The organism is Streptomyces lasalocidi (assembly GCF_005280215.1).
GTDB lineage: Bacteria > Actinomycetota > Actinomycetes > Streptomycetales > Streptomycetaceae > Streptomyces > Streptomyces longwoodensis.
Window position 1 is genome coordinate 4660531 of the sequence record NZ_SZNQ01000001.1, and the last position, 11117, is coordinate 4671647.

Genomic DNA, 11117 nt, shown 5'->3' on the forward strand with positions numbered 1-11117 from the left:
CACGACCCGGGAAGCGTCGGGCGCCGTGCGAGCGGGCCACGCGCGCGTGCGCCCGTGAAGACGCCGCCGCTACGCCGGCCGCACCACGCTGTGGATCGCCGACTCGCCGTCGTAGTAGACGGACTCCTCGCGGACGTACGCGCCGGGCTTCGGGGCGTGGATCATCATGCCGTTGCCGATGTAGAGGCCGACGTGGCTGACGTCGCCGTAGAAGAAGACCAGGTCACCGGGCCGGGCCTGGGAGATCGGGACGGTGGTGCCCGCGTCGACCTGGTCGTAGGTGGTGCGTGGGAGGGTGACGCCGGCGGCCTTCCAGGCGGCCTGGGTGAGGCCGGAGCAGTCGAAGGAGCCGGGGCCGGTGGCGCCCCAGACGTACGGCTTGCCGATCTGCGCGCGGGCGAAGGCGAGCGCCTTGTCGGCCCTGGTGGCGTAGGCGGGGTCCGTCGCGGCCGAGCCCGCGGACGGCGAGGACGTCCCTGAGCCCGCCCCCGACCCCGACCCTGATGCCGCCCCCGACCCGGACCTGGACCCGGACGCGCTCTCCTGCTGGGCCGCCCGCGCCGCGGCCTGCTGCTTCGCCAGCGCGGCCGCCTGGCGTGCGGCCTCCTCCTGCTTGCGCTTCTCGATCGCGGCGAGCCGCGCCTTCTCCTGCGCCGTCAGCTGCGCCAGCAGCTCGCGCGCGGCCGTGAGCTTCTGCTGGACGGTGGCCTTGGCGGTCCGCAGGTCGCTCTGCGTGTCGGAGAGCGTCCGCAGGCTCTGCGAGGCCTCCTGGCGCTTCTTCATCGTGGCCGCCTGCTCGGTCACGTAGTCGTCGACCGCGCTCTTCTGCCGTTCGGTCATCCGCCCCATGAGCTGGGTCTGGTCGAAGTAGTCCTGCGGGGTGTCGGCGAGCAGGAACGTCGCCGTGCCGGGGGTGGTGGCGCCGGTGCGGTACTGGGCGGCGGCGAAGGTGCCCAGGTCCTCGCGCGCGGTGTTGAGCTCCTGGGTGCGCCGGGCGACGTCGTCGAGGAGGCCGTCGACGCGCCGGCGCTGGGTGGCGGTCTGCTCCTTGGCGGCGTTGTACTTCTCGGTCGCCGACTCCGCCTGGCGGTACAGGTCGTCGACCTTCTTCTCGACCTCTTCCAGACTGGGCCTGCCGTCGTCGGCGGGCGCGGCGTGCGCCGTCTGGGAGAGCAGGGCCACCGAGGTGAGGGCGGCGGTGGCGAGGACGGGCGGGCGTATCCCGGCCACCCGTGGTCCCGCGGAGCGGGGCTTGCGGTGCTGCGACGCCAAGGGAGGCGACTCCTTCCACGGTCCGCCTACCGGGTTAGCTGTCGGGTTCGGGCGGTCGGTCGGAAGGGTTGCCCTACGGCCGTGTCCCCCCGCGGGAGGACGGGCCGATTCACCCCAAGGATCTCGGTGGGTCCCCGGCTCCGGCTGCCGTCGGGGGCGGGCCGGACTCGGCGGAGGCCGCGCGGCCCGGCGACGTTCGCCGGTGGGTGTCGTACGGCCTGCCGGAACGGTAGCCAACGCGTGGGGCGCCTGGGAAGGTTGACGGGTGATATGCCCGATACATTTTCGTGACCTCGGCGTGTCCGGATCTGCACCGGAGCACAGTGTGTCGCGAAGGGCGCGGAGCGTCACGACTGCCCAGTTTCCGGGAGGGCGACCGGGGTGTCAGTGGGGCCCCCTAGACTCGTAGAGCGATGAGCAGCCTCTTTGACGACAGCTTCCTGGCGAACCTCCAGGCCCCGCGGGGCCACGAGGAGGAACCTCCGCCGCCCCCCGAGGACGATCACCTGCCGGAACCGCTTCCGGACGATCTGTTCGCCGGGAAGTTCGACGCGCCCCCGGACCGGGAGACCCACTACCGCGACGGCGCCCCGCGCCCGGTGCTCGACCCGGCGGCGCTCCTGGACGGGCTGAACGACAACCAGCGCGCCGCGGTCGTGCACGCCGGCACGCCCCTGCTCATCGTCGCCGGCGCCGGCTCCGGCAAGACCCGCGTGCTCACCCACCGCATCGCCCACCTGCTCGCCGAGCGCGACGTCCACCCGGGCCAGATCCTCGCGATCACCTTCACCAACAAGGCCGCGGGCGAGATGAAGGAGCGCGTCGAGCAGCTGGTCGGCCCGCGCGCGAACGCGATGTGGGTCATGACCTTCCACAGCGCGTGCGTGCGCATCCTGCGCCGCGAGAGCAAGAAGCTCGGCTTCACCTCGTCCTTCTCGATCTACGACGCCGCCGACTCCAAGCGCCTGATGGCGCTGGTCTGCCGTGACCTGGACCTCGACCCCAAGCGCTTCCCGCCCAAGTCCTTCAGCGCCAAGATCAGCAACCTCAAGAACGAGCTGATCGACGAGGAGGACTTCGCCGCCCAGGCCACCGACGGCTTCGAGAAGACCCTCGCCCAGGCCTACGCCCTGTACCAGTCGCGGCTGCGCGAGGCGAACGCCCTCGACTTCGACGACCTGATCATGACGACGGTCAACCTGCTGCGCGCCTTCCCGGACGTCGCCGAGCACTACCGCCGCCGCTTCCGGCACGTGATGGTCGACGAGTACCAGGACACCAACCACGCCCAGTACGCCCTGGTGCGCGAGCTGGTCGGCAGCAGCGAGCACGCCGTGGACGTGCCGCCCGAGGCCGTGGTCCCGCCCGCCGAGCTGTGTGTCGTGGGCGACGCCGACCAGTCGATCTACGCCTTCCGCGGCGCGACCATCCGCAACATCCTCCAGTTCGAGGAGGACTACCCGGACGCGACGACGATCCTGCTGGAGCAGAACTACCGCTCCACGCAGACGATCCTGTCCGCCGCCAACGCGGTCATCGAGCGCAACGAGTCCCGCCGCCCCAAGAACCTGTGGACCAACGCGGGCGCGGGTGCGCGCATCACCGGCTACGTCGCGGACAACGAGCACGACGAGGCGCAGTTCGTCGCCGACGAGATAGACCGCCTGGTCGACGCGGGGGACGCCAAGGCCGGGGACGTCGCCGTCTTCTACCGCACCAACGCCCAGTCCCGTGTCTTCGAAGAGGTGTTCATCCGCGTCGGCCTGCCCTACAAGGTCGTCGGCGGCGTCCGCTTCTACGAGCGCAAGGAGGTCCGGGACGTCCTGGCCTACCTGCGCGTCCTCGCCAACCCCGAGGACTCGGTGCCGCTGCGCCGCATCCTCAACGTCCCCAAGCGCGGCATCGGCGACCGCGCCGAGGCGATGATCGACGCCCTCTCCCAGCGCGAGAAGATCAGCTTCCCGCAGGCGCTCAAGCGCGTCGACGAGGCGTACGGCATGGCCGCGCGCTCCACCAACGCCGTCAAGCGGTTCAACGCGCTGATGGAGGAGCTGCGGACGATCGTCGAGTCGGGCGCCGGTCCCGCCACGGTCCTGGAGGCCGTGCTGGAACGCACCGGGTACCTCGCCGAGTTGCAGGCGTCCACCGACCCGCAGGACGAGACCCGCATCGAGAACCTCCAGGAACTCGCCGCCGTCGCCCTGGAGTTCGAGCAGGAGCGCGGTGAGGGGGAGACGGGCACGCTGGCCGACTTCCTCGAGCAGGTCGCGCTGGTCGCCGACTCCGACCAGATCCCCGACGAGGAGCAGGACGGCTCCGGCGTCATCACCCTGATGACCCTGCACACCGCCAAGGGCCTGGAGTTCCCGGTGGTGTTCCTCACCGGCATGGAGGACGGCGTGTTCCCGCACATGCGCGCCCTCGGCGAGACCAAGGAGCTGGAGGAGGAGCGCCGCCTGGCCTACGTCGGCATCACCCGCGCGCGGGAACGGCTCTACCTGACCCGCTCGACGATGCGCAGCGCCTGGGGACAGCCGTCGTACAACCCGCCGTCGCGGTTCCTGGAGGAGATCCCGGGCTCGTACGTCGACTGGAAGCGCACGGGTGCGCCGGCCGCGTCCGCGGCCTCGGGCGTGGCGGCGTCGCTGTCGTCGACCCGGTCGCGTTCGTCGGCCTCGGGCGCGTCCGGCTTCGCCACCCGGCGCACCGCGGAGCAGCCGGTGGTCGCGCTGGCCGTGGGCGACCGGGTCACGCACGACCAGTTCGGGCTCGGCACCGTCGTCGGGGTCAAGGGCACCGGGGCGAACGCGGAGGCGACGATCGACTTCGGCGACACCAAGCCGAAGCGGCTGCTGCTGCGGTACGCGCCCGTGGAGAAGCTCTGAGGTGGGCCGGCTCCGAGGCGAGTGGGCCCGGGGCGGGGACGCCTGACGTGACATGACGAAGCCCCCGCTGACGGGCGGGGGCTTCCAGCGGCTTCCGGCTCAGGTCGGGTCCAGGCCGTGACTGCGCAGCCACGGCAGGGGGTCGATCGCCGAGCCGCCACCGGGCCGTACCTCGAAGTGCAGGTGCGGGCCGGTGGAGTTGCCGGAGTTCCCGGAGTACGCGACGGGCTCGCCGGCCTTGACCGTCGTCCCGGAGGGGACGCGGTAGCTGGAGAGGTGGCAGTACCAGGTCTCCGTGCCGTCCTTGGCCGTGATGATCATCATGTTGCCGTAGGCGCTGTTCCACTGCGTGCGCACGGTGCCGTCGGTCGCGGCCATCACGGTGGTGCCGTAGGAGACGGGGAAGTCGATGCCCGTGTGCAGGGACATCCAGTTGACGCCGGACTGGCCGAAGTAGGCGCTGAGTCCGCGAGTGGCGACCGGGAGGGCGTACTTGGGGCGCAGCCGCTCCTTGCGGGCCGCCTCCGCCGCCGCCTTCTTCCTCTCGGCCTCCTGCTGCGCCTTGAGGTCGATGCGCTCCTGGGTGCGGCTGGCCCGGTCGGCGAAGTTGTCGGCCTCGGCGCTCAGGGTCTCGAGCTGCGTGTCCAGCGTGTTGTTGGCGGCGGACGGTTTGACCGACTTGGTCTCCGCGGCGGAGGCGCTGGTCTCCTTGCCGTCGTCGGTGAACGTGCCGACCGACGCGGCGGCGATCCCGGCGACGCCCATCACGCAGACCGAGGGCACCGCCACGGTCAGCAGCGCGGAGCGCTTCGGGGGTGGTCTGCGCCGGGAGCGGTTCGCGCTGCGGGTGGCCGCGCGCGGGGCGGGCGCGGTCTCCTCCTGCTCGTCGAGGAGCGGGCCCGGCTCCACGGCGGGCAACTCGCCGGTGGCGGTGAGCCCGTCGTCGCCCGGGGCGTCCTCGTACCCGGACGTCACCTGCTGGTCGAACGATTCGCCACCCTGTTCGTGCGCGTCCGGTGCCGCGGTGTCCCCGTCGGAGTTCCACTGGGTGGCGTCGTAGGCGCCGGTGTCGAACGTGCCCGTGTCGTACGGCTGGTCGAGGCCCTGCGCGTTCCAGTCCCACTGCTGGGTCTGGTCGGCGGGGCTGCCGGACGGGTCGGGCTGGAGCCAGGCGCTCGCGTCCCACTGGCCGCTGGTGTCGGGCGCCGCGGTCTGCTGCGGGATGGCCGACAACTGCTCGTAGCCCGCGGACCAGTTGGTGGTGTCGTACGCGCCCGTGTCGTAGGCGGCGTGGTGCTGGGCCGCGTACGGGTCGTAGTGCAGGGTGTGGTGCGTGCCGGTCACCCACTGGGTGGTGTCGTACGTGCCCGTCGCGTAGGCGTGGGCGGTGCCGTGGTCGGCGGGGGAGCCGTGGTCGGCACCGGACGGGGTGAAATCCTGGGTGTAAGCGCCGGAAGCGTGGAAACCAGAAGTGTGGGCATCCGTGCTGTGGACGCCCGGGGAACCCTGTGCGTCGAAGCCGGAGTCGTACGTGGCGTAACCGTCGTACTGGGCCTCCTGGCTGCCGTACGACGCATAGGGCGCCGAGGCGGCCTCGGAGGCCGTGGTCGGGGTGGTCAGAGTCCCCGACGGGTGACGGTCGTTCACCAACTTCTCTTTCGCCTCGACAACAGGGGCTGGCAGAGCAGTGCGGCGACTGTACCCGGCGGTATGCGGGCGCGACAATCTTCGACCGGTTTCGCGCGCGCTGGAAACGGGCATTCGGCCGTGTTTCGGGGGACGGCGGGCACGACCTTGGCCCTATGTTCGACCTCTGTTCGAAGTCGTGAGGGGCTCAGGCGACCGTCAGGCCGCCCCGGTGCGTCTTCGTCGTGCCGTTCGTGTCCCGGGTGCCCGTCCCGTCGAGGGCCTGCCGGATCCCGGTGGCGACCGCCGGGTGCACGGGCAGGGCGAGGTGGCCGACGCCGGTCACCCGCACGTTCTCCGCGCGCAGGTCGGGGTGGGCGACGCAGGCGGACTCCAGCGGGTCCATCAGGTGGTCGAGGTCGCTCCAGAAGCTGACGAACCGCGTACGGCAGCCGGGCGCGGGCGCCTGCAGCTCCTGGATCAGCGGGGACTCGGGGCGCATCTGGCGCACGATCGGGTGGGCGTTGGCCAGCGGCGCCACGCGCGTGCCCGAGTGCGGGGTGCCCAGCGTGACCAGGGTCCGCACGCGCAGGTCACCGCCGAGGCACTGCACGTAGTAGCGGGCGATGAGGCCGCCCAGGCTGTGCCCGACGACGTCGACCTGCGGGCTGCCCGTGCGGTCGCAGATCTCCTCGATGTGGCGGCCCAGCAGCTCGGCGGCGGTGCGGATGTCGCAGGTCAGCGGCGAGTAGTTGAGCGACTCGACCCGGTGCCTGCCGTGCTGGACGAGGCTGCGGCGCAGCAGCACGAACACCGAGCGGTTGTCGATGAAGCCGTGCAGCAGCACGACCGGGGGCGGCCCCTGGGTGGGCAGGCGCGCCGGGTCCTCGGCGCCCTCGGCGGACTCCAGCGCGGCCGCTTCCCGGCGCTCCTGCATCAGGCCGGACGGGTAGAGGAGCAGGTGCCCGGCCAGGATCGCGAACTCCAGCGCGGTCGCCTTCAGGAGGGCCACGGAGAGTCCCGCCAGCCGGCACGGCAGCAGCCGCTGGCACAGCGGGAGGAACGGCTCGAACGCGTCGGTGACCTTCATGGCCGACCTCCTGTCGGCACGCCGGGGACCACCTGCGACCCCCGTGTGCCCTCGTGGGAGACGGTGGGCGAGGAAGGCGACGGGGCACGGCGGCACCGCGGCGGGAAGGAGCGGCGAACGGCGCGGGCGCCGGTGACCGGACGGGGCCCCGTGTCGGTGTGGCGACGAGGCGTTCCGCTGTCGTGCCGTACCTGTCCTGCGTGTCCGTCGTGCCGGCGTCGGTGCGCCGTGTCCTCGCGCCGCACGGCCTGCGGCGCTGCGGTACGGCGACCCCGTTGCGGCTCCCGGTGCGCTTGGTCCCCCGCCAGGAGGGGGATCGACGCGCGGTGAATGTGTCCCACCGTGTGATTTCCCCCTCGGTCCCCACCGTGAAACGGCCGGTTGCGGGATGCTGGCGATAACGTTCGTTCACTTCCCCGCACGCTGTGGTGCGGGCGTCCGGAGTACTGGCGGGTGTGCAAGGTCGCACCGGGGCGGGTACGGATGGACGGAGTCGCTTCATGGAGGCAGTGATGGGTGTGGCAGCCGGTCCGATCCGCGTGGTGGTGGCCAAGCCGGGGCTCGACGGCCACGATCGCGGGGCCAAGGTGATCGCGCGTGCCCTGCGCGACGCCGGTATGGAAGTCATCTACACCGGGCTCCACCAGACCCCCGAGCAGATCGTGGACACCGCGATCCAGGAGGACGCCGACGCGATCGGCCTGTCCATCCTGTCGGGCGCCCACAACACGCTCTTCGCCGCCGTGATCGCCCTGCTCGAGGAGCGGGACGCGGCGGACATCCTCGTGTTCGGGGGCGGGATCATCCCGGAGGCGGACATCCCGCCGCTGAAGGAGAAGGGCGTCGCCGAGATCTTCACGCCCGGGGCCACGACGCAGTCGATCGTCGACTGGGTGCGGGCGAACGTCCGGCAGCCGGCGGGCTCCGGTAGCTGACACCCGGCCTCCCCGCACGGACGGACCGGGACGGGCGCCCACCGGGAGCCACGGCCACCGTGGCTCCGGGCGCCCCGTCGGGCTGTGGGCGGGCGTGTCGTGAACGGGACCGAGCGTCATGGCGCCTCCAGCTCCTCCCTCATCACCCCTCGCAACCTGAGCGTCGTCACCAGCCTCTGGAACGCCTCCGCCCAGTAGCCCCCGGCACCCGGTGACGCGTCCTCCGGCTCGTCCGGGACGGCCATGAGGGCGTCGAGGCGACCGGCCTCCGACGGGTCGAGACAGCGTTCGGCGAGACCCATGACGCCACTGAAACTCCATGGGTAGCTGCCCGCATCCCGGGCGATGTTCAGCGCGTCGACCACGGCCCGCCCCAGCGGCGCGGCCCACGGGACCGCGCACACGCCGAGCAGCTGGAACGCCTCCGACAAGCCGTGCGTGGCGATGAACCCGGCCACCCACTCGGCCCGCTCCCCGGTCGGCAAGGCGCCCAGCAGCTTGGCCCGCTCGGCGAGCGAGACGGCCCCAGGACCTCCCGCCTCGGGCGCCGAGGGAGGCCCCAGCAGCGCCCGTGACCAGGCCGGATCGCCCTGGCGCACGGCGGCCCGGCACCAGGCCGCGTGCAGTTCGCCCTGCCAGTCGTCGGCGACCGGCAGCGCCACGATCTGCTCCGGCGTACGGCCGCCCAGACGCGTGGGCCAGGTGGCCAGCGGGGCGGCCTCCACCAGCTGGCCGAACCACCAGGACCGCTCGCCCCGCCCGGCCGGCGGCCTGGGCACCACACCGTCCCGCTCCATGCCCGCGTCGCACTCGTGCGGAGCCTCGACGACGAGCGCCGGCTCGGGCCGGGTGCGGTCCAGGGCGACACACGTGGCGGCCCGTACCGCCATTCGGGCGGCGAGGGCGGACTCCGGGAGCGCCGACAGGAGCTCGGCCGCGGTCGCCCGGACGTTGCGGGAGCGGTCGGCGAGGGCCTGCTCCAGGAAGGGCTCGTCGCGCGGCCCGAGGCCCGTGCGCAGGGAGTCCAGGAACATCAGGCGGTCCTCGGCCCGCTCCGTCGCCCAGGTCGTCGCCAGCAGCTCGCGCGCGGTGTCGGGCTCGCGGGAGCGCACGGCCGCGAGCAGGGCCACCCGCTCGGCGAACAGCCCCTCCTCCCACAGCCTCCGCACCCGGTCGGTCTCCTCGGGGCGGGGCAGGGCCGCCCCGCCGCCGGGCAGCGCGCGCAGCGCGAACCGCCAGTCCGGGTTGAGCCGGGCCAGCCAAAGGGCCCGCGGCCCGGCGAACTCCAGCGCGGCCGGACGCAGGTCCGTGCGCCCGCGGGCCGCGTCGAGCAGCGCGGCCAGGAGCTGCGGGGGAGGGGCGTACCCGCGCGCGTTGGCGGTGGCGAGCCACTGGGGCAGCAGTTCCATCAGGTCGGGGGCCGCGCCGCGCCGGCCGCCGGACGCCGCGCCCGGCCGGTCGGCGAGCAGCATCGCTAGCCTGCGGGCCGCGGCGGCGGGCAGCGGCGGACGCGGGTCCGCGGGCGCCGGCTCGGGGCGGCGGGCGGCCGGGCCCGGCCGCAGCCCGGCCCTGCGCCGTACGGTCTCGGCGGCCGCCCTGTCCAGCAGGGCCAGCGGCGCCGACGGCCCCGGGGCCACGCCCGGCGGCGTGCGCCGGTCGGTGCCGAGGAGGGCGGCCGTGACCAGCTCCTCCCAGGTGTCCGTGCCGCCGCTGGGCGGCAGCGCGGCTGCGGTGCCCTTCATGACGTTCCTTTCCGGCGCAATCCCCGAGTGCTGGAACCGTCGTACGGAACCGGGTGTCCGATGTGACCGGAGATATGCCTGTATACGGCGGTGACGTGAGGGAACGGCGGCGGGCAGCGGTGGGGGCTCAGCACAGCGGGACCGCCTCTCCCGCGCCGGACGGCCAGGCGGTCAGCGGGGTGAAACCGCGGTGGCCGCACTCGCCGAACACCTTCACCGGGGCCCCGCCCGACAGCGCGACCAGGCGCCACAGGCCCGGACGGGACGCGGCGGAGGACGTGAGCGGCAGGGCGGTGCCGCCGTCGGCGTCCGCGAGCTGCCAGGAGTCGCCGTCCGGCGTCGGCACGACGTCGTCCAATGTCACCGGGACCGAGTCCAGCCACGGGTCGTCGCGCAGGGCGTCGCCGTAGCGGGCGGCGGCCTCGACGGTCGTCACGCCCGGTGGGCGCACCGGGGTCGGCTCCGGCGGGGCGTGCCGCTCCACCAGCGCGGCCCGCTGCCGGCCCGCGTCCGGGTACGCGGACAGCTCCGCGTCCAGCGCGAGACCGACCGGCAGGGCCAGCTCCGGGGAGCGGCCCACGGGCCCGTAGGACAGGAGCAGGGCCGTGCGGCCGGACCCGGTGCCGTACAGCCAGATGCGGCGGGTGGTCAGCTTCGCGTCCGCCGTGTCGTACTGGGCGAGGACCAGCCAGTTGTCGCGCACCGGCGGGCCGTCCGCCGTGCCGGTCAGACCGACCCGGCTGCGCACCGTCGCCGCCAGGCCGTCGGGCAGCTCGGCGCGCCGCAGCCAGCCGCGGTCCAGCAGGTGCAGCAGCGCGCACTCCTCCAGCAGCCGCGCCGGCCAGCCGGGTCCCGACCCCGGTATCGCGCCCAGCTCACGGACCCGCCCCGCCAGCCCGGGCGCCTGGGCGTCGACCATGCGGGCGGCCGTCTCCTCCCACAGCCCGTACCCCGACTGCTCGGCCGAGGCCAGGCCGGACCGCAGCAGGTCCGCCAGCCGCTGCTCCAGCTCGGTCGCGCCGGCGCCGATCCGCTCGGCCCGGCGCTCCGCACGACGCCGCGCCGCCTCCGGGTCCGCCGCACCCCCCGCCGCGTCGGCCGCCGACCCCTCCGCCTTCTCCTCCCCCTCCCCCGCCTGCTCCCTCCCGAGGCGTTCGCGCCGCTCGGTGAGCCACTGCCCGGCCCACTCCGGCGGCTCGGCCGGCGGCACCGGCTGCCCGCCCGACCAGAGCAGGAGCAGTCCGAGAGCGTGCTTGCACGGGAACTTGCGGCTGGGGCAACTGCACCGGTACGCCGGACCCGAGGGGTCCGCGAGGTCGACGACCGTCCGGTACGGCGTCGCGCCGCTGCCCTTGCACAGACCCCACACCGCCCCCTCCCGCGAACTCCCCGTCCGCGACCACGCACCGGCCGAGCCGAGTCTGCTGCCCGCCGTGCGTGACGCGTCGTCAGGCGCCAGTGCCAGCACCTGGTCCGCGGTCCAGCGCACCCCCTGCTGAGTCATGCCGACGACGGTAGATCCCCCCACTGACAATGCGTTCCCCGATCGCCCCCGGAACGGTATTTC

Annotated in this window: 7 protein-coding genes and 1 riboswitch; of the genes, 2 read left to right on the forward strand and 5 right to left on the reverse strand. The window is 73.5% G+C overall.

Features of this window, described 5'->3' with window-relative positions:
- Window positions 1–69 precede the first annotated feature (69 nt).
- The gene (locus E4U91_RS21120) at window positions 70–1272 is read right to left on the reverse strand and encodes a C40 family peptidase (protein WP_137308280.1); all 1203 of its coding nucleotides are present in this window, start codon (window positions 1270–1272) and stop codon (window positions 70–72) included.
- A gap of 7 nt (window positions 1273–1279) precedes the next feature.
- Window positions 1280–1455, reverse strand: a riboswitch (cyclic di-AMP (ydaO/yuaA leader).
- Window positions 1456–1685: 230 nt separating this feature from the next.
- Here E4U91_RS21120 and pcrA point away from each other — a divergent pair.
- Window positions 1686–4157, forward strand: a complete 2472-nt coding sequence (gene pcrA / locus E4U91_RS21125) for a DNA helicase PcrA (protein WP_137308281.1) — start codon at window positions 1686–1688, stop codon at window positions 4155–4157.
- A 99-nt stretch (window positions 4158–4256) separates the two neighbouring features.
- On the opposite strand, the gene E4U91_RS21130 is transcribed toward pcrA, so the two are convergent.
- Entirely contained in the window at window positions 4257–5804 is a 1548-nt protein-coding gene (locus E4U91_RS21130; RefSeq protein WP_241678645.1) for a M23 family metallopeptidase, read from the reverse strand.
- 187 nt (window positions 5805–5991) lie between these two features.
- Window positions 5992–6873, reverse strand: coding sequence for an esterase/lipase family protein (locus E4U91_RS21135; protein ID WP_137308283.1), 882 nt, complete (start codon window positions 6871–6873; stop codon window positions 5992–5994).
- 512 nt (window positions 6874–7385) lie between these two features.
- On the opposite strand from E4U91_RS21135, the gene E4U91_RS21140 reads away from it, so the two are divergent.
- Complete coding sequence (locus E4U91_RS21140; protein WP_067240128.1) at window positions 7386–7808, forward strand: coenzyme B12-dependent isobutyryl CoA mutase small subunit; 423 nt, start codon at window positions 7386–7388, stop codon at window positions 7806–7808.
- Window positions 7809–7924: 116 nt separating this feature from the next.
- On the opposite strand, the gene E4U91_RS21145 is transcribed toward E4U91_RS21140, so the two are convergent.
- On the reverse strand, window positions 7925–9550 hold the full coding sequence (locus E4U91_RS21145; protein WP_137308284.1) for a DUF5691 domain-containing protein: 1626 nt from the start codon (window positions 9548–9550) through the stop codon (window positions 7925–7927).
- A 127-nt stretch (window positions 9551–9677) separates the two neighbouring features.
- Complete coding sequence (locus E4U91_RS21150; RefSeq protein ID WP_137308285.1) at window positions 9678–11054, reverse strand: SWIM zinc finger family protein; 1377 nt, start codon at window positions 11052–11054, stop codon at window positions 9678–9680.
- Window positions 11055–11117 lie beyond the last annotated feature (63 nt).